Origin of the sequence: Microbacterium sp. SORGH_AS_0454 (assembly GCF_031453395.1) — a bacterium.
In the GTDB taxonomy this organism is placed as follows: Bacteria; Actinomycetota; Actinomycetes; order Actinomycetales; family Microbacteriaceae; genus Microbacterium.
In genome coordinates, this window is sequence record NZ_JAVIYS010000001.1 from 2,793,468 (window position 1) to 2,811,161 (window position 17,694).

At 69.9% G+C, this 17,694-nt stretch carries 17 protein-coding genes and 1 tRNA gene; 15 read left to right on the forward strand and 3 right to left on the reverse strand.

What is annotated here, in order from left to right; translation table 11 throughout:
- Nucleotides 1–17 precede the first annotated feature (17 nt).
- The 4 genes from QE454_RS13480 to QE454_RS13495 all read left to right on the forward strand — a co-directional run bounded on the left by QE454_RS13480 (nt 18) and on the right by QE454_RS13495 (nt 4,265).
- Nucleotides 18–965, forward strand: coding sequence for an NADP-dependent oxidoreductase (locus QE454_RS13480; protein ID WP_307460643.1), 948 nt, complete (start codon nt 18–20; stop codon nt 963–965).
- Nucleotides 962–1,555, forward strand: coding sequence for a GNAT family N-acetyltransferase (locus QE454_RS13485; RefSeq protein WP_307460640.1), 594 nt, complete (start codon nt 962–964; stop codon nt 1,553–1,555). Before QE454_RS13480 ends, QE454_RS13485 begins: the two co-directional genes overlap by 4 nt.
- 138 nt (nt 1,556–1,693) lie before the next feature.
- Nucleotides 1,694–3,454 carry a 2-isopropylmalate synthase gene (leuA, locus tag QE454_RS13490; RefSeq protein WP_307460637.1) on the forward strand — a complete coding sequence of 587 codons (1,761 nt, stop codon included), beginning with the start codon at nt 1,694–1,696 and terminating at the stop codon, nt 3,452–3,454.
- A gap of 22 nt (nt 3,455–3,476) precedes the next feature.
- Nucleotides 3,477–4,265, forward strand: coding sequence for a methyltransferase domain-containing protein (locus QE454_RS13495; protein WP_307460633.1), 789 nt, complete (start codon nt 3,477–3,479; stop codon nt 4,263–4,265).
- 21 nt (nt 4,266–4,286) lie between these two features.
- On the opposite strand, the gene QE454_RS13500 is transcribed toward QE454_RS13495, so the two are convergent.
- Nucleotides 4,287–4,985 (reverse strand): SDR family oxidoreductase, encoded by a 699-nt coding sequence (locus QE454_RS13500; protein ID WP_307460630.1) that lies wholly within the window; start codon nt 4,983–4,985, stop codon nt 4,287–4,289.
- A 68-nt stretch (nt 4,986–5,053) separates the two neighbouring features.
- Here QE454_RS13500 and QE454_RS13505 point away from each other — a divergent pair, with 68 nt between their 5' ends.
- Complete coding sequence (locus tag QE454_RS13505; protein WP_307460625.1) at nt 5,054–5,593, forward strand: TetR/AcrR family transcriptional regulator; 540 nt, start codon at nt 5,054–5,056, stop codon at nt 5,591–5,593.
- On the forward strand, nt 5,586–6,422 hold the full coding sequence (locus QE454_RS13510; protein WP_307460622.1) for an MOSC domain-containing protein: 837 nt from the start codon (nt 5,586–5,588) through the stop codon (nt 6,420–6,422). The genes QE454_RS13505 and QE454_RS13510 overlap by 8 nt, the downstream gene beginning before the upstream one ends.
- A gap of 21 nt (nt 6,423–6,443) precedes the next feature.
- Here QE454_RS13510 and QE454_RS13515 read toward each other — a convergent pair whose 3' ends face one another.
- Nucleotides 6,444–7,142, reverse strand: coding sequence for a trimeric intracellular cation channel family protein (locus QE454_RS13515; protein WP_210074911.1), 699 nt, complete (start codon nt 7,140–7,142; stop codon nt 6,444–6,446).
- A gap of 298 nt (nt 7,143–7,440) precedes the next feature.
- Between QE454_RS13515 and QE454_RS13520 the strand changes: the two genes are divergently transcribed.
- The 9 genes from QE454_RS13520 to QE454_RS13560 all read left to right on the forward strand — a co-directional run bounded on the left by QE454_RS13520 (nt 7,441) and on the right by QE454_RS13560 (nt 15,717).
- Entirely contained in the window at nt 7,441–8,016 is a 576-nt protein-coding gene (locus QE454_RS13520; protein ID WP_307460617.1) for a hypothetical protein, read from the forward strand.
- Nucleotides 8,017–8,079: 63 nt separating this feature from the next.
- On the forward strand, nt 8,080–8,808 hold the full coding sequence (gene recO, locus QE454_RS13525; protein WP_210074914.1) for a DNA repair protein RecO: 729 nt from the start codon (nt 8,080–8,082) through the stop codon (nt 8,806–8,808).
- On the forward strand, nt 8,805–9,608 hold the full coding sequence (locus QE454_RS13530) for an isoprenyl transferase (protein ID WP_210074916.1): 804 nt from the start codon (nt 8,805–8,807) through the stop codon (nt 9,606–9,608). The genes recO and QE454_RS13530 overlap by 4 nt, the downstream gene beginning before the upstream one ends.
- A gap of 49 nt (nt 9,609–9,657) precedes the next feature.
- On the forward strand, nt 9,658–10,341 hold the full coding sequence (locus QE454_RS13535) for a DsbA family protein (protein ID WP_210074917.1): 684 nt from the start codon (nt 9,658–9,660) through the stop codon (nt 10,339–10,341).
- A gap of 91 nt (nt 10,342–10,432) precedes the next feature.
- Nucleotides 10,433–11,587, forward strand: a complete 1,155-nt coding sequence (gene dusB / locus QE454_RS13540) for a tRNA dihydrouridine synthase DusB (protein ID WP_267789410.1) — start codon at nt 10,433–10,435, stop codon at nt 11,585–11,587.
- A complete protein-coding gene (locus QE454_RS13545) occupies nt 11,577–12,911 on the forward strand; it encodes a deoxyguanosinetriphosphate triphosphohydrolase (protein WP_307460614.1) in 1,335 nt (444 codons plus the stop codon). Before dusB ends, QE454_RS13545 begins: the two co-directional genes overlap by 11 nt.
- Complete coding sequence (gene dnaG / locus QE454_RS13550) at nt 12,911–14,749, forward strand: DNA primase (protein WP_210074924.1); 1,839 nt, start codon at nt 12,911–12,913, stop codon at nt 14,747–14,749. The genes QE454_RS13545 and dnaG overlap by 1 nt, the downstream gene beginning before the upstream one ends.
- 56 nt (nt 14,750–14,805) lie before the next feature.
- Complete coding sequence (locus QE454_RS13555; RefSeq protein ID WP_210074925.1) at nt 14,806–15,579, forward strand: ATP-binding cassette domain-containing protein; 774 nt, start codon at nt 14,806–14,808, stop codon at nt 15,577–15,579.
- Between the two features lie 62 nt (nt 15,580–15,641).
- Nucleotides 15,642–15,717 (forward strand) — tRNA-Asn (locus QE454_RS13560).
- Between the two features lie 194 nt (nt 15,718–15,911).
- Here the strand turns inward: QE454_RS13560 and QE454_RS13565 are convergent.
- Complete coding sequence (locus QE454_RS13565) at nt 15,912–17,528, reverse strand: serine/threonine-protein kinase (protein WP_307460611.1); 1,617 nt, start codon at nt 17,526–17,528, stop codon at nt 15,912–15,914.
- Between the last annotated feature and the right edge of the window lie 166 nt (nt 17,529–17,694).

Sequence of the window (17,694 nt, forward strand, 5' to 3'; positions counted from 1 at the left end):
CAACGAAAGGCGTGACCATGGCGATGAGGTGGACGGCCCCGGCTCCGGGCCCGATCGACACGTGGAGCTTCGACGAGGTCGAGCTCGCGCCTCCCGGCCCGGGTGAAGTGAGCGTCCGGGTGCACGCGGCGGGTGTCAATCCCGCGGACGCCAAGCACGTCGCCACCGCGCGCCCCGGCGCCGAGTTCCCCGTGCCGATCGGCTACGAGCTGTCCGGCGAGGTGATCGCCGTCGGCCCCGATGCCCTCGGCGGCTCGGGCCCGCTTCGCGTAGGCGATGAGGTCGTCGCTTTCCGCGTGCACGGCGCCTACGCCACCGAACTCACGGTCCCCGCGCGCGACGTCTTCGCCAAGCCGGCGAACCTCTCGCACCCCGAGGCCGCGAACCTCCTGCTCGCCGGCACCACCGCCGCCGAGATGATCCAGGTCACCCGTGTCGTCGAGGGTGACACCGTCCTGCTCCATGCCGCCTCCGGTGCGGTGGGCGTCAGCCTGCTCCAGCAGGCGCGCGAGCTCGGCGTCCGAGTCATCGGGACGGTGGGGCCGGATGCCGAGGACTCGGCCGACCGCGTCCGTCGCTACGGCGGCATTCCGGTGGCCTACGGCGTCGGTCTGCGCGAGCGCGTCGAGGCGGCGGCAGAAGGCGCCCCCATCGCCGCGGCGTGGGACGCCGTCGGCACCGACGAGGCGTTCGAGGTCTCCCTCGCCCTCGTCGCCGAGCGCGACCGCATCGTCACGATCGTCGACCCCGAGCGCGCGAAGAAGGACGGCGTGCTGTGGATCGCGGGTTCGCGCCCCGAGAGCGCCCGCTTCCGCGACATCGCCCGTGCCCGGGTGCTCGAGCTGGCGGCATCCGGTGATCTCGAAGTCCCCCTCGCTCGGACGTACCCCCTCACCGAGGCGGTCGAGGCCGTCGGTTTCGTCATGGACGGCCACCCCGGCGGGAAGGTCGCGCTGCTGCCGTGAGTGGGTCACCGTTCTCTCTGCCCCCGGCGCCGGAGTCGCTCCAGGCCGTTCGCGAGCGCGTGCGTCTGCGTCCGTTCGAAGAGAGCGACCTCGAGGCTATGGCGACCTATCGCGGCGACGCCGACGTCTGTCGCTTCTTGCCGTTCGAGCCGCAGTCGCCCGACGACATCCGCTGCCGCAACGGCCACCTCATGGGAGGGACCTCGCTCGAGGGCGAGCGCGGCGGTGTCATGCTCGTCATCGAGAACGACGGCACGGTGATCGGTGACCTCGTGCTCTTCCACCTCGACATCGAGGCGGGATCCGCCGAGATCGGGTGGGTCGTGAGCCCGGCGGCATCGGGTCGCGGTCTCGCCACCGAGGCGGTGCGCGCGCTCATCGACATGGCGTTCGAGGTCTACGGCCTCCGGCGTCTCGTCGCCCAGATCGACGCTGACAATGCGCGTTCCGTGGCGCTGGCCGAGCGCCTCGGCCTGCGTCGCGAGGCGCACTTCGTCGAGAACGAGTGGTTCAAGGGGCGATGGAGCGACCTGCTCGTCTACGCCGTCCTCGATCGCGAGTGGACGGTCGGGGACGCGAGCGGCGCGTGAGGGACTGCTACGATCGCTGCATGCGCTTCGGTGGCCAGCTTCTTCTTAGTTGCCGCGACGAGTCCTCGATCTAAGGGCCTTCCTCGTCGCGGAGATCGTCGTCGGCCCCACCGAACGAATCTAAAGAAGCGACACATCATGAAGAACACCCAGAAGCCCACGTCCGCTCCGGTGCACAAGTACCGTCCGTTCCACGAGCAGATCGCGGTCGATCTGCCCGATCGCACCTGGCCGTCGAAGCGGATCGAGGTCGCCCCCCGCTGGTGCGCCGTCGACCTGCGTGACGGCAACCAGGCGCTCATCGACCCGATGAGCCCGGAGCGCAAGCGCGTCATGTTCGACCTCCTCGTGAAGATGGGGTACAAGGAGATCGAGGTCGGGTTCCCGAGCGCGAGCCAGACCGACTTCGACTTCGTGCGTCAGCTGATCGAAGAGGATCTGATCCCCGAGGACGTCACCATCCAGGTGCTGACCCAGGCGCGAGAGCACCTGATCGCCCGCACGTACGAGGCAATCGCCGGTGCCAGGCAGGCGATCGTGCACCTGTACAACTCCACGAGCGTCTTGCAGCGCGAGGTGGTGTTCCGTACCGACCAGCAGGGCATCGTCGACATCGCCCTCGAGGGTGCGCGGCTGTGCAAGCAGTACGAGAAGACCATCCCGCAGACCGAGGTCTACTACGAGTACTCGCCCGAGAGCTACACCGGGACGGAGCTCGAGTTCGCGCTGCGCATCTGCAACGAGGTGCTCGAGGTCTTCGAGCCCACTCCCGAGCGCAAGGTCATCCTGAACCTGCCCGCCACGGTCGAGATGGCGACTCCCAACGTCTACGCCGACTCGATCGAGTGGATGTCGCGCCACCTGAACCACCGCGAGAACGTCATCCTGTCGCTGCACCCGCACAACGACCGAGGCACGGCCGTGGCCGCCGCGGAGCTGGGGTACCTGGCCGGCGCCGATCGCATCGAGGGCTGCCTGTTCGGCAACGGTGAGCGCACCGGCAACGTCGACCTCGTCGCCCTGGGCATCAACCTGTTGACGCAGGGCATCGACCCGCAGATCGACTTCAGCGACATCGACCAGGTCAAGCGCACCGTCGAGTACTGCAACCAGCTGCCCGTCCCCGAGCGCAGCCCCTGGGCCGGCGACCTGGTGTTCACCGCGTTCAGCGGTTCGCATCAGGATGCCATCAAGAAGGGCTTCGAGGCGATGCAGGCCCGCGCGGACGCAGAGGGCAAGAGCATCGACGACATCGAGTGGGCGGTTCCGTACCTGCCGATCGACCCGAAGGATCTGGGGCGCTCGTACGAGGCCGTCATCCGCGTCAACTCGCAGTCCGGCAAGGGCGGGGTCGCCTACCTGCTGAAGGCCGATCACGCGATCGATCTGCCCCGCAAGCTCCAGATCGAGTTCTCCGGCGTCGTGCAGGCCCGCACCGATGCCGAGGGCGGCGAGGTCTCCAGCAGCCAGATCTGGGACATCTTTACCGACGAGTACCTGCCGTCGACGGACGACGACCAGCGTTGGGGCCGCTTCGAACTGCTCTCGACCCGCTCGGCGAGCGACATGTCGGGGGATGTGCACCTCGACATCACGCTGCGCGACGGCGACTCGAGCCGCCCCGCGTCGGCTGTGGGAAACGGTCCGGTCGCTGCCTTCCTCGAGATCGTGCGATCGCAGGGTTTCGAGGTGACGCTGTACGACTACGTCGAGCATGCTCTCAGCTCGGGCGGTGACGCGCAGGCCGCCGCCTACGTCGAACTGCAGGTCGACGACCAGCGGTTGTGGGGCGTCGGCATCGACGGAGACATCTCTACCGCCTCGCTCAAGGCGATCGTCTCGGGTGTCAATCGCGCGATCCGCACGCGGCAGTCGTCCGACGCCCTCGCCGGCGTCTGACTCCGGTCCGGAGCGAACGGCCGTGGCCTACGCCCACGGACACCACGAAAGCGTGCTGCGCTCTCACGCCGCACGCACCGTCGCCGACTCGGCGGCGTACCTGGTGTCCTCGCTGTCCGCCGGCGCCCGCATCCTCGATGTGGGGGCCGGCCCCGGCACCATCACCGTCGACCTCGCCGACCGGGTCTTCCCGGGTCGGGTCGTCGGAGTGGATGCCGCCGCCGACGTGATCGAGATCGCCCGCGCCACCGCGGGGGACCGCCAGAACGTCGAGTTCCGCACCGGCGACGCGTATGCCCTCGACGTGCCCGACGGGTCGTTCGACATCGCGCACGCCCACCAGGTTCTGCAGCACCTCGCCCGCCCGGTCGAGGCGCTGCGCGAGTTCGGCAGGGTCGCCGGCCCCGACGGCCTGGTCGCGGTGCGCGACGTCGATTATGGCGGCGTGATCTGGCATCCGCGGATCCCCGCCCTCGACGACTGGCTCGAGGTCTATCACGGAGTGCACCGCGGGGTGTCGGGCGAGCCCGACGCCGGCCGGGTCCTGAAGGCCTGGGCCCGTGAGGCCGGTTTCACGCGCATCGAGACGAGTGCGAGCGTGTGGGTCTTCGACACCCCCGACAAACGCGCCTGGTGGGGAGGGATGTGGGCCGACCGAGTGCTCGCCTCCGCCTTCGCGGGCCACGCGAAGAGGCTCGGACTCGCCGACGACGAGACGTTGCAGCGGATCTCCGACGCGTGGCGCGAATGGGCGGCGGACGCCGACGGGTGGATCCTGCTGCCGCACGGCGAGGTGCTCGCCCGCTCGTGAATTCACCCGCGTGCAGCCGTGTCACCACGGCACGGTCGCACCGTGGCGGTCCAGGTAGTGCAGTCCCGGCGTCCCGTGCTGAGCCTCTATCGTGTCGACGAGCGGGGGAATGGCCTCGGCGATGTCGAGACCTGCACTCTCGCCGCCCATGTCGGTGCGGATCCAGCCGGGTGCCAGCAAGAGCAGCGTCTTCGGTTCGGCGGCGTGCCGCGCGGCGTAGCTCCGCATCAGCTGGTTCAGCGCCGCCTTCGACGCGCGGTAGACCTCGAAACCGCCGGAGGTGTTGTTCGCGACGCTGCCCTGGCCGGATGACATCACCGCGACGGTGCCCGTCTGAGGGACGAGGGCCGCGAGACGCTCCACGACACGCATGGTGCCCAGCGCGTTTGTCAACATGGTCCGCGTGAATGCGTCATCGGCGATGTCGGACGCCGGTTCGTCGACGGGTGCGAGAGAAATGCCCGCGACGACGAACAGCAGGTCGAACTGATCCCTCGCCAGCCGGTGCGCCAAAGCCGAGATCTGCAGGGCATCGGTGACGTCGACATGCTCGACGGCGACCGGGAACCGCTCGGTCAGGGCGCGAAGCGCCTCGCTCTCGGCATCACGGACCGTCGCGACGACCTCGACGCCCCGACGGGCGTACTCCTCGACGAGGGCGAGGCCGAGTCCCCGCGAGGCTCCGACGATCAACGCCCGGCGAGTGTGTGCTTCTGTCATGGCATCCTCCGCTCAACAAGTGATGAGCGAAACAGTACGCCTTCGCTCAACGTTTGTAGAGTGGAGACATGGAACGCACAGGGACGCGAGCCGAGAAGCGCGCCGCAACAGCCGACCGCATCCTCGAGGCCGCGCGCGAGGAGTTCGCCGAACGGGGGCCGGCCGGCGCGACGATCCGCCGGATCGCCGGTCGTGCGGGAGTCGACCCGTCGCTCGTGATGCAGCACTACGGCTCGAAGAGCGCTCTGTTCGCTCTGGCGGTACGACCCGTCGCCGAGCTCGACGAGGCGGACGGCAAGGTGGGCGTCCATCTGGAGCAGGTGCTGCTCGCTCGGTTCCATGAGCTCGACGCCCCCACCCGCGCGCTGATGCGCTCGATGCTGAGCTCACCGGAGGCCGCGGATGCGATGAGCGCCTATCTCGACGAGCGAGCCTCGGCCCTCGCCGCGGGCGGCGATCGAGACCGGCACCAGCGAGCGGCGATCCTCGTCGCATCGATCATGGGCGTGACCATGGCGCGGCACTTCCTCGACGTCCCCGCTCTTCGCGACATCGACGCGGAAACGGCGGCGCAGATCCTCGGAGAGATGCTTCCGGGCGGTGACTGAGCTCCGCTCGGACGCGTTCCGCGACGTCGGATGCCAGGATGAACAGGTGATCCGCGTCGACGCCCTCTACCGCTATCCCGTCAAAGGCTTCACACCCGAGAGACGCGACACTCTCGTCATCCAAGACGACGGCCGCGTGCAGGGGGACCGCTCGCTCGTGTTCCGCTTCGCCGACGCCCTCGAGCCGGCGGACGCGACGTTCCCGAAGAGCCGCGGTCTCGCGCTGATGACGTTCCCCACGCTCGCACGGGTCGATCTGACCTTCGACGACGAGTCGCAGACGCTCCGGCTGCGGGTGGACGACATCGACGTCGAGGCCGATCTCAGTGAGAGCGGGCGCGCGCGCCTGTCCGAGGCGGTGACGGCGTACCTGCGCACGACGAGTGACGCGAAGTTGCTGGAGGCCGACGGCATCCTGCCCCTCGGTCTTCTGGGCGACGGCCGCACGGCGCGCTTCCAGGACCGCCCGCGCGGTTTCGTCTCGCTCCACGGCGCGGCCTCGGTCGCCGCCCTGGATGCCACGGTCCCCGCGCCGGTGGACGATCGCCGCTTCCGCTCGAACATCGTCGTCGGGGGCACCGCCGCCTGGGCGGAGCTCGACTGGAGCGCTCGCGTGCGCATCGGTGAGGTGGTGTTCGAAGTGCAGAAGCCGATCGAGCGGTGCGCCGCGATCACCGCGAATCCCGACACGGGCGTGCGCGATGCGCGCCTGCTCCGCGTACTCACGTCCGAGTTCGGCCAGGACGAGCCGACCCTCGGCATCCTGCTGCTCCCCGTCGACGGCGGCGGCACGATCCGCACGGGCGACGAGGTTGTCGTCGACGCGTGACGCACGGCGCCGGTGCGGCGCTCAGGGCGCGTCGTCGGGTCGGATGATCGGGATGCCGGTGGTCTCGACCGCGACCTTGCGGCGGTAGAGCTTGCGCTGCTCGGGCAGGGAGAGGTCGAAGATCACCGCGAGCACGCGGATGACGGTCGTCACGATGAGGCCGATCACCGCCGCCAGCGGAAGCGGGACGCCGAACGCCGCGGTCGTGGCGAGCACGACGCAGCCGCCCCCGGCGGCCACCGCGTAGAGCGAGCCGACGTGCATGATCGCGACCGGCAGACCCATGAGCACATCTCGCAGCACGCTTCCGCCCGCCGCGGAGAGAACCCCCACGAACACGGCGGGCACCGCCGGCATCCCCAAGGCCAGGGCTTTGGACGTGCCGAAGGCGCCGAACAGACCGATCACGACGGCATCGAGCATGATGATCGCGCGGTTCAGCCGTTGGAAGATCCCCGACAGGAGCATTCCTACGATCGACGCGAGGGTCGCGGTGATGAGGTACCAGTTGCTCTGGAGCGTCGCGGGGGTGAGCCCGAGCAGCAGATCGCGGATGAGACCGCCGCCCATCCCGAGCAGGATGCCGATGATCGCCACACCCAGCAGATCGAGGCGTCGCTGGCCCTGGAACCCCGAGGCGAACAGCGCCCCCTGAACACCGCCGAGGGCGACGGCGGTGAGATCCGCCCACAGGGGGATGACGAAGACCGAGGGGTTCACGGCATCCATTCTCCGGGAGTGACGCGAGCGGAGCGGACAGGCGCGTCAGAGTCTGCCGAGTTCGGCACGCTGCGGTCGCCGCGCTGGCTCCTCGACCGCGCTCAGCCGAGCGGGCGACGCGACCGGGACCACTGATGATGCTGCGGTAGCACCGCACGCGGGTGCGCGTCCAGTGGCCGCGCGCGGGCGGTCGGTGAGGTTTCATCGTGACAGGGGGCCGTTTCGTGCTGCCGAGAACGTCGAGGCGGTCACGAACCGCAGAAGAGGTGTGCAGATGCACTGGGGGGCGAATTCGAGCGTGGCCGTGGCCGCTCTCATCGCGGGAGTGATCACGACCGTCGTCACGGCGATCATCCGACGATCGCCGTCGCGCGCGACGGCCCGGGCCACACGAGAGGGCGTGCTCTTCGTGGTCTCGACGCGGATGTGGCAGCGCATGTTGATCCGCACGGTCGGCATCGCGGTGCTTTCGCTCGGAGTGATCCTACTGCTCGCGGCCGTCTTCGTGCGCGACCCCGAGATCGGCATGGTGATCGCGGGGGCGGCGATGCTGGCGGGAGGAATTCTGTTCCTCCTCCTCGCCCGGGGCATGAAACGTATGCGTCTGGAGGTCACTGGCGACTCGGTGTGGTCGTTCGGGCTCGTGCGCGGCCCCCAGCAGGTGCCGATCGCGGAGGTCACCGCTCTGGCCCCGAACCCGGGCGATCGTTTCGGGGGGATCCTCGCGCTGACGGGGAGCAAGACCCGCTTCGGGGCGACGCGCCTCATGCTGGGGTATCCGCAGCTGATCGACTTCCTGCAGCAGAGCCGCCCCGACCTGCCCGTCCCCGACGGTTCCTGGCCCCTTCAGGGACGGCAGAGTCCCGCTCGCTGACCGCGGGCGGCGCGTCACGGCCCCGCGCGGCCTCTTCTCGGGGGCCCGGGCGGATAATGGACTGTGCCCACCTACCGCGACGAGGTCGTGGTCCTGCGTACCCACAAGCTCGGGGAGGCGGACCGCATCCTCACCCTGCTGAGCCGTCGCAACGGCAAGATCCGCGCGGTCGCGAAGGGCGTGCGACGCACCTCCTCGAAGTTCGGGTCTCGGCTCGAGCCGTTCATGGTCGCCGATGTGCAGCTGTCGACGGGACGCAACCTCGACATCGTGCAGCAGGCCGAGTCGCTCGGGTCGTACGGGGCCGACATCGTCACCGACTACGACCGGTACACCACCGCCAGCGCGATGGTCGAGACCGCCGACCGATTGAATGAAGCCGAGGCGACCCCGCAGCAGTATCTCCTGCTGGTCGGCGGGCTGCGCTCACTCGCCCGTGGGGAGCACGCCGAACGCAGCGTGCTCGATGCGTACCTGCTGCGCGCCATGGCTCTCTCCGGCTGGGCGCCGGGGTTGACCGAGTGCGCGCGCTGCGGCACGGTCGGCGATCACGACTACTTCCTGCCCCAGCTCGGGGGTGTCATCTGCTCCACCTGCGCCCCGGCGGGCTCGCCCCGTGTGGCGCGCGACACGGTCGACGTGCTCCGCGCGCTCATGGCGGGGGAGTGGGAGGTCGTCGACGCCGCCCCGGGCCGAACGACCGCGGCGGCCTCCGGTCTCGTGGCGGCCTACGCGCAGTTCCATCTCGAACGTGGCATCCGTTCCCTCTCGCACCTGGAGTCGCATCCATGACCCCCAAACCCTTCACGCACCGCGACGCCGTGCCGTACCGCCCCCTCGACTGGACCGGCGAGTATCCGCCGAGCTACCCCAAGGGGTCCGTCCCCGAGCACGTCGCGATCGTGATGGACGGCAACGGCCGCTGGGCCAATCGGCAGGGCCTCACGCGCGTCGAGGGGCACCGGGCGGGCGAGGCCGCTCTGCTCGACGTCGTCGCCGGCGCCATCCAGGCGGGGGTGAAGCACCTGTCGGTCTACGCCTTCTCTACCGAGAACTGGTCGCGTTCCCCCGACGAGGTGCGCTTCCTCATGGGCTTCAACCGCGAGGTGCTGCACCGTCGCCGCGACCAGCTGAACGAGTGGGGGGTGCGCATCCGCTGGTCGGGCCGGAAGCCCCGCCTGTGGGGTTCGGTGATCAAGGAGCTCCAGCACGCGGAGCGGCTCACCGAGGGCAACTCGACCCTCACGCTCACCATGTGCGTCAACTACGGCGGACGCGTCGAGATCGTCGATGCCATGCGCCGTATCGGCGACGACATCGCGGCCGGAAAGCTCAAGCCGTCCGCGGTGACCGAGAAGCTCATCCGCAAGAACCTGTATCAGCCCGACATGCCCGACGTCGATCTGTTCGTGCGCTCGAGCGGCGAGCAACGCACCTCGAACTTCCTCCTGTGGGAGTCGGCGTACGCCGAGATGGTGTTCCTGGACACCCTCTGGCCCGACTTCCGTCGCACGCACCTGTGGGACGCGATCGGTCTGTACCTCTCGCGCGATCGCCGCTTCGGCGGGGCGGTGGACACCCCCACCGCGTGACGGATGCCGCGAACGGAATAGATCGACTCATCGAACGGTTGCACGCGATATGACGGATGCCATCAAGATTGACGTGTGGAGCGACATCGCCTGCCCCTGGTGCTACATCGGCAAGCGGAACCTCGAGAACGGCCTGGCCGCGACCGCGTCGGATGACGACGCCCCGGTCGTCGAGATCGAGTACCACTCGTTCGAGCTCTCGCCCGACACTCCCGAGGACTTCGACGGGGGAGAGGTCGACTACCTCTCGCAGCACAAAGGCATCTCTCCCGAATCGGCGCGCGAGATGCTCGACCGCGTGACCGGCGTCGCCGCCGACGCCGGCCTCGAGTACCGCTTCGACATCCTCAAGCACACGAACACCGTCAAGGCGCACGAGCTGTTGCACTTCGCCAAAGAGAACGGCCGCCAGCTGGAGCTGGCCGAGCTGCTCATGTCGGCGTACTTCCTCGAGGGTCGCCACGTCGGCCGCGACGACGATCTCGTCGCTCTCGCCGTCGAGGCCGGGCTCGACGAGGATGCCGCCCGCGAGGCCCTCGCATCGCAGCGCTACCGGCCCGCGGTGCGCGCCGACCAGGCTCAGGCGCAGCAGTACGGCATCACCGGCGTTCCCTTCTTCGTCATCGACGGCAAGTACGGCGTGAGCGGCGCTCAACCCGTCGAGGCGTTCACGCAGATCGCCCGCCAGGTGTGGGGCGAGCGCCGCGAGGCAGCCGAGACCGCCGACGCGTGAGGCTCCTCCCCAGCGGTGCCCGTTCCCGGTTCATCGGGATCGGGCACCGCTGTCGTTATCCGTCTGGGAGAATGGTGCAGTGAACACGGCAATGGCTCCGACGCGGTCGCTCCGCATCGGCAACATCGAACTCGACGCTCCCGTCGTGCTCGCCCCGATGGCCGGCATCACGAACACGGCGTTTCGTCGCCTGTGTCGCGAATACGGTGCCGGGCTCTACGTGAGCGAGATGATCACGACACGCGCACTGGTGGAGCGCAACGACACCACCATGCGTCTGATCCGCCACCACGAGTCCGAGACCCCGCGGTCGATCCAGCTCTACGGCGTCGACCCCGCGACGGTCGAGACGGCCGTGAAGATGATCGTCGACGAAGACCACGCCGACCATGTCGACCTCAACTTCGGCTGCCCGGTGCCCAAGGTCACGCGCCGAGGCGGGGGAGCCGCTCTCCCCTGGAAGACGTCGCTCTTCCGCGAGATCGTGGAGCGCGCCGTGACCGCCGCGGGCGACATCCCGCTCACGATCAAGATGCGAAAGGGCATCGACGCCGACCACCTCACCTACCTCGAGGCCGGACGCATCGCCGAGGGCGCGGGAGTGGCGTCCATCGCGTTGCACGCCCGGACGGCATCCGAGTTCTACTCGGGTCACGCCGACTGGGCGGCGATCACCAAGCTCAAAGAGACGGTCACGAGCGTTCCCGTCCTCGGCAACGGCGACATCTGGTCGGCGGACGACGCCGTGCGCATGATGGACGAGACCGGCTGCGACGGCGTGGTCGTCGGTCGCGGCTGCCTCGGTCGGCCTTGGCTGTTCGGCGACCTCGCCCGCGCGCTCGGCGGCCCCGACGCGGCGCACGGCGACCCCGTCGACGCCACCCTGGGCTTCGTGGCCCGCGCTTTCCGCCGTCACGCCGAATTGCTCGTCGAGTTCTTCGACGACGAGGGGCGCGGATGCCGTGACATCCGCAAGCACGTCGCCTGGTACTTCAAGGGGTACCCGGTCGGCGGAGAACTGCGCGCAGCCCTCGCGACCGCCTCGACCCTCGACGAGATCGACGAACTCCTCGCCACGATGGAGCTCGACGCGCCCTACCCCGGGGCCGCGGCCGAGGGACAGCGGGGTCGCGCCGGTACGCCCAAGCGCCCCGCCCTCCCCGACGGGTGGCTCGAGTCCCGCGAGATCGGTCACGAGGCCGGCCGCGAACTGGCCGCAGCGGAATTGCACCACAGTGGCGGGTGAGCTCTCGCCGGCGGTCGCTCGACCGGTCGGCTACGACGACGCCGATGCGGCACGCTTCCACGTCGAGAACCACCGATCCCAGCGCGATGACTTCGCGCGCGACCGCGCGCGCGTGCTGCACTCGGCGGCTCTTCGGCGTCTGGCCGCGAAGACGCAGGTGCTGAGCCCCGCAAGCCCCGCCGATTTCGCCCGCAACCGCCTCACGCACTCGCTCGAGGTCGCCCAGGTGGGTCGCGAATTGGCCACCGCCCTACAACTGTCACCCGACGTCGTCGACACCGCCTGCCTGAGCCACGACCTGGGTCACCCGCCCTTCGGCCACAACGGAGAGCGCGCACTGAACGACTGGGCGGCCGACATCGGCGGCTTCGAGGGCAACGCGCAGACGCTGCGCATCCTCACCCGCCTCGAGCCGAAGACCTTCGGCGCCGACGGCGAGCCCTTCGGCCTCAACCTCACCCGCTCGAGCCTCGACGCCACCTGCAAGTACCCGTGGACCATCGACGAGCCCGTCCCCGACCCGGGTGGGCGCCTCAAGTTCGGCGTCTACCCCGACGACGAGCCCGTGTTCCACTGGATGCGCGGGGGAGCCCCCGCCCGTCGGCGCTGCGTCGAGGCCGAGGTCATGGATCTCTCGGACGACATCGCCTACTCGGTGCACGACTTCGAAGACGCCGTGGTCAACCGCTACGTCGATCCCGCTCGTCTGGCATCCCGCGTCGGCCGAGAAGGATTGCTCGACGCGATCCAGAGCTGGGTGGGCTACGACTTCGTGCGCGACGATCTCGCGGCGGGCCTCGAACGGCTCATGGCCATGCCCGAGTGGATCCACTCCTTCGACGGCACGCGTCCCGCGCTCGCGCGGCTCAAGAACCTCACCTCCGACCTCATCGGTCGCTTCGCCCGCGCCGCGACCGCGGCGACCCGCGAGGCGTATCCCGCCGATCAGCTGACCCGGTATCGCGCGCACGTCATCGTGCCCGCCGAGGTCGAGGTCGAGATGGCGGTGCTCAAGGGCATCATCGGAGCGACGGTCGTCTCGATCGACGGCCGCAAGGTGCTGTATCGCGAGCAGCGCCACGTGCTCAAGCGCTTGGCATCCGCTCTCTGGGAGAACCCGGGGGCGCTCGACGCCCTGCACGCGCCCGACTTCGCCGCGGCGGTGGACGACCAGGCCCGGCGTCGGGTCGTCGTCGACCAGGTCGCGAGCCTCACCGACCAGCTCGCGATCGCGTGGCACGGACGACTCGTCGGAGAAGTGGATGCCGCGGAGCTCGGCGTCTGGGCGCCCGGCGCGCGTAGCGCGCGAGGAGCGGATGCCTGATGCCCCGCATCCGCCAGTCCGACGTCGAAGAGGTCAAAGCGCGGGTCAACATCGCCGACGTCGTCGGTGAGCGCGTCGCGCTGAAGTCCGCCGGCGTCGGCTCGATGAAGGGCCTGTGCCCGTTCCACGACGAGCGCAGTCCCAGCTTCCACGTGCGCCCGCAGGTCGGCTACTACCACTGCTTCGGCTGCGGCGAGTCGGGAGACGTGTACTCGTTCCTTCGGGCGATGGACCACGTGTCGTTCACCGAGGCCGTCGAGCGCATGGCGGCGCGCGTCGGCTACACCCTCCACTACGAAGACGGCGGCCCCGCCCCCGAGACCACGGGGCGCTCGCGGCTGTACGCGGCCAACGCCGCCGCGGCGGAGTACTTCCGCGCCCAGCTCATGACGCCCGAAGCAGACACGGGGCGGCGCTTCCTCGGCGATCGCGGCTTCGACGCCGGAGCCGCCGCGCACTTCGGAGTCGGCTACGCCCCCAAGGGCTGGTCGCACCTCATGGATCACCTGCTCGCGCAGAAGTTCACCCGCGACGAGCTGCTGCAGGCGGGGCTCGTGTCCCAGGGACAGCGCGGTGTCTACGACCGGTTCCGCGGTCGTCTCGTGTGGCCGATCCGCGACGTCACCGGACAGGTCATCGGCTTCGGCGCGCGCAAGCTCTTCGACGACGACCAGGGGCCGAAGTACCTCAACACCCCCGAGACGCCGATCTACAAGAAGGCGCAGGTCCTCTACGGCCTCGACCTCGCCAAGCGCGACATCTCGCGCTCGCACCGGGTGGTGGTCGTCGAGGGGTACACCGATGTCATGGCGTGCCACCTCGCCGGCATCACCACGGCGATCGCGTCGTGCGGCACGGCCTTCGGCACGGACCACATCACGGTGCTGCGTCGGGTCATGGGCGACGACAGCTCTTCGGGCGAAGTGGTCTTCACCTTCGATCCCGATGCCGCGGGGCAGAAGGCGGCACTGCGCGCTTTCGCAGACGAGAAGCGCTTCGCCGCCCAGACGTACGTCGCCGTCGCCCCCGAGGGCCTGGATCCGTGCGACCTCCGCCTCCAACGCGGCGACGGTGCGGTGCGGGCGCTCATGGAGAACAAGGCGCCGATGTTCGAGTTCGTCATCGACCAGCGCCTGAAGGATTTCGATCTCTCCAGCGTCGAGGGCCGTGCCGGTGCTCTTCGCGCGGCCGCCCCGATCGTCGCCGACATCCGCGATCCCGCCCTGCGTCCGGGGTACGTGCGCGTACTCGCGCGCCGTCTCGGCCTCGACATGCCGGAGGTGCAGACGGCCGTCGAGCGTGCGGCTCGCGGTGCGGACCGCGCCGAGAAGCGTGAGACCCGCAAGGACTCCGAGCCGGCGCCGATCGCGATCTCGGTCACCATGGCGTCGCTGCCGAACAACCGCGACGTCGCCCTCGAGCGCGGTGCGATGATGGCGTTCCTGCAGTACGGGCATCGCATCGAGCCCGATGTCTTCCTGCGAGCGCTCCAGACGCCGTTCACGCATCCCGCTCTCGAGGCGGTGCGCAGCTCTCTGGCATCCACCGATCTGTCGCAGCCCGGCTGGGCCGTCGCCGCCGTCGAAGCCGTGCGCGAGCCGTTCCGCTCGCTGGCTGCCGAGCTGCTGACCGCCGAATTCCCGGCGCGCACCGAAGAGGGAGCCGTCGCCTCGGCGAACGACCTCGCCCGGGGTCTGCTGGTGCGCGAACTCGAGCGTGAGAAGAACGAGCTGCTCCGCGGAATCCAGCGGGTGCCCGCCGATTCCGACGAGGGCAAGCGCCTGCGGTTCCGGCTGCGCGAGCTCGACGCCGACCGTCAGCGACTCATCGTCTCCTGAACGGGCACTGCCGCGCGCCGCTGGCATCCCTCGTACTCGTCAGGGAGGATGAGTCAATGCCCCGGACACTCGACACCGACGTCGCCCTTCGAGCCGATGACCTGTCCCTGGCGCGTAGCGGCGTGCGCGTGATCGACGGGATCACCTTCACCCTTCCCGCGGCGCGCACGATGGTCGTCCAGGGCGCGACGGGTTCGGGCAAGAGCTCGCTCGTCTCGCTGCTGGCCGGTCACCCCGACGACGGGCTCACGGTGGTCGGGGGAGACGCCCGCGTGCACGGCATCTCGGCTCGGCGTCCGGGGCGCGCCCGTCGCGAGTGGGTCTTTCACACCGGTTACCTGCCACAGGGGGCGGGTGCAGCGCTGCCCTCACGCTTGACCGTGCAGGACGTGATCGCCGAGCCGATCACCAGTCGCGACCGCAAGGTCAACACGCGGGCGCTCGCGGTGCGCGTAGCCACGCTCCTCGACGAGATGGAACTCCCGCTCGGCACGGCACCGAAGTACCCCTACGAGCTGAGCGCGGGCATGCGTCAGCGCGTCGCTCTGGCGCGAGCGCTCGTCCTGGAGCCGCGGCTGTTCGTCGCCGACGACCTGTACGCCAACCTCGATCTTGAGGTGCGCGCGGCTGCGCGCGCGTCGATCACGCGCCGGCGCGACGAACGCGGAATGGCCTCGCTCATCGTGACGAACGACGCCGATGCCCCGAAAGACCTGGATGCCGATGTGCTCGTCCTGCACGCGGGCCACGCCGTGGGACTCGGTCATGGCGACCAGGCTGTGCAGTGGACGCCCGACGGCACGCCCGAGCGGCGGATTTCGGCGGGCTGATTTTTCCGCCGCCCCCGCGTGCTGTTAGTATCGTGGGGTTGCCCGCCGCAAGGTGAGCATGATCCTCGGTAGCTCAATTGGCAGAGCAATCGGCTGTTAACCGATAGGTTCTTGGTTCGAGTCCAAGCCGGGGAGCCAACCGAAGGCCCGACGCGTCAGCGTCGGGCCTTCGTCGTTCGCAGGCGGCGCATAGCGGCAGATCCTTCTCGCTCACGATCGGTCGCGAGCTGGGCCGCCGAGCCGCGCCGAGCCCGTGCCTGCACTCGGGGCATGCCTCGCACGCTCGTCCCGGTCGCTCCCCGCATGCACCGTCCGAGGTCCCGGACGGTCGGCTAACCCGACGGAGCTTCCCCGCTTTTGCCGCTGCCCTGGCCCTTCCCCCCGCCCGGACCTTTGCCGTTGGCAGAGCCGTTGCCCTTGCCGGGGCCCGCGACACCGGGAGCGGCCCCACCATCCGTCGACTCAGGGGAGGGCGAGGCGCTAGGCATCGGCATGCCGGATCCGCCGCCTCCGGGCACCGTTGCTCCGGGCTCCGGCTCGACGATCGCGAAACCGCCACCGCCGGGGGCGTCCCGATCCGGCTGTGACGCCCCGCCCTCCGGTACTTCCGCAACGGGCGGGGCCGGGGCGGGCTGCACGGGCTGGGGTGCGACCGGAACGGGAGAGGGCGGTGGGGTCTCGGCATCCGTGCTCGAGACAGGCTCGACCGATGAGGGCGCGTTCTCCGCGACGAGAGGGGCCGACGTCGAGGACGGCGCGGGTGTGTCGATGCGGTCCGTGGCCGGGTCGGGCACCGCGCCCAGCGAGAACGCCATCACGTGCCCGCCCACGAGGAGGGCGGCGCCGGCTGCGGCACCGAGCCAGAGCCGCCGGAACGACCGGCGTCGACGCATCGATGGCGCGAACGAGCTCCCGGATCCGGCTCCGACGGACGCCGCGGCGGCGACCGGGGCGGTCTCGTCGGTTTCCGTCGCGCGCGCAACTCGGGGCGCCGGAGCCGGCCCGCCGTGAGCCGCCGCCGCTGACACGGCCACGGTCATCGCCGCGGTCGGCAGCACCCAAGACGCACGCGCCGCCGGTCCACCCGCCACTGTCCCGGGCGTCTCGTCTACGAGCGCCTGCATCCGCTTCATGACGCTCGCCGCGGTCGGCCGGTCGTCCGGGTCGAAGGCGGTCATCGACGTCAGCAGCGACTGCCACCGGCTGCCGTACGTCTCCGGGACCTCCGGCTGACGGGCCAGACGAGCAAGCAGCGTCTCCTGGAGCGTTCCGCCGCCGAAGGGATGGAGTCGGGTGAGAGCTTCGATGGCGAGCAACCCCAGCGCGTACACGTCCGACGCCGCGCGGGGAAGCTCGCCGCGCAATTGTTCTGGTGCGAGGTAGGCGGCCGTCCCGATGACCGTGCCGGGAGTCGTCAGGCGCGTCGCGCCGATCAGCCGGGCGACACCGAAATCGGCGAGCACGGCTTCGACCGCGCGAGCCTCGCCCCGCACCGGGCGGAGCAGGACGTTCGACGGCTTGACGTCGCGATGCACGATCCCGGCGTCGTGGACGACGGCGAGGGCGCCGGCGAGATCGGCGACGATCCCCGCCACCTCGACCGTCGAGAGCGGACCCTCTTCGATGCGTCGCTGCAGCGAGGGGCCGTTCACCAGTTCCATCACCAGATAGACGTGGTCATCGCCGGTGAGCCGAGCGTCGTACAGGGTCACCAGCGAGGGATGATCGACGGTCGCGAGAGCGCGCGCCTCCGACATGCGGCGCAGAGGGTCGGGCTCATCGCTCGCGTCCGCGTAGAAGATCTTCAACGCGACGTCTCGCGCGAGGACCTCGTCGCGCGCGCGGAAGACACGCCCCATCCCGCCGGCACCGATCCTCTCGCGCAGGATGTAGCGCCCGCCCAGGATGTCGCCCGCATGGGGCATCGAGTGGCCGAGCGCGTGACTCATCGCATCCTTCGAGCAGGACCGCCTGACGGCGAGAAGAGCGGATGCCGGGGCGCCTCCGCTGCGTCGCACACTATGCCCGCGCGGCCCCGCACGATCAGGGGTAGCGGCACCGCGGGGGGACCCGCATAATGCCCGCTCGGTTCGTGGTGCGCGCCTTCGTTCCCCG